This window comes from Sphingomonas sp. S-NIH.Pt15_0812, from assembly GCF_003951315.1.
In the GTDB taxonomy this organism is placed as follows: Bacteria; Pseudomonadota; Alphaproteobacteria; order Sphingomonadales; family Sphingomonadaceae; genus Sphingomonas.
On sequence record NZ_QLJH01000106.1, the window covers coordinates 1 to 506 of the forward strand.

1 protein-coding gene is annotated in these 506 nt (G+C 69.2%); it reads left to right on the top strand.

Features of this window, described 5'->3' with window-relative positions:
• Nucleotides 1-506, top strand: a 506-nt coding sequence (locus tag BRX43_RS20100; RefSeq protein ID WP_206433313.1) for a flagellar basal body P-ring protein FlgI, incomplete at both ends; no start/stop codon positions are given.

Below are 506 nucleotides of genomic sequence, written 5' to 3' on the forward strand. Positions count from 1 at the left end.
CTCACCTTCAATCTCCAGCGCGCCGATTTCACCACCGCGCAGAATGTCGCCGCGGCGATCAACCAGCGGCTGGGCTTCGGCGTGGCGCAGGCGGTCGATGCGGTGTCGGTCGCGGTGCGCGCGCCGGTCGGCGCCGACGTGCGCGCGACGCTCATGTCGACGATCGAGAATCTCGACGTCGTGTCGGCAGAGCCGCCGGCCAAGGTCATCGTCAACGCCCGCTCGGGCACCGTCGTCATCAACTCCGCGGTCCGCGTCGGCCCCGCCGCCGTCACCCACGGCAAGCTCACCGTGCGGATCGACGAGAACCAGCGCATCAGCCAGCCCGCGCCCTTCAGCCAGGGCCAGACCGCGCGCGAACAGAAATCGGGTGTCGCGGTGGATGAGGAGCATCGCCCGATGTTACTCCTCGCCCCGGGCCCCAAGCTCGCCGACATCGTCAAGGCAGTGAACGCGATCGGCGCCTCGCCGGCCGATCTTGTCGCCATTCTCGAGGCGCTGAAGGA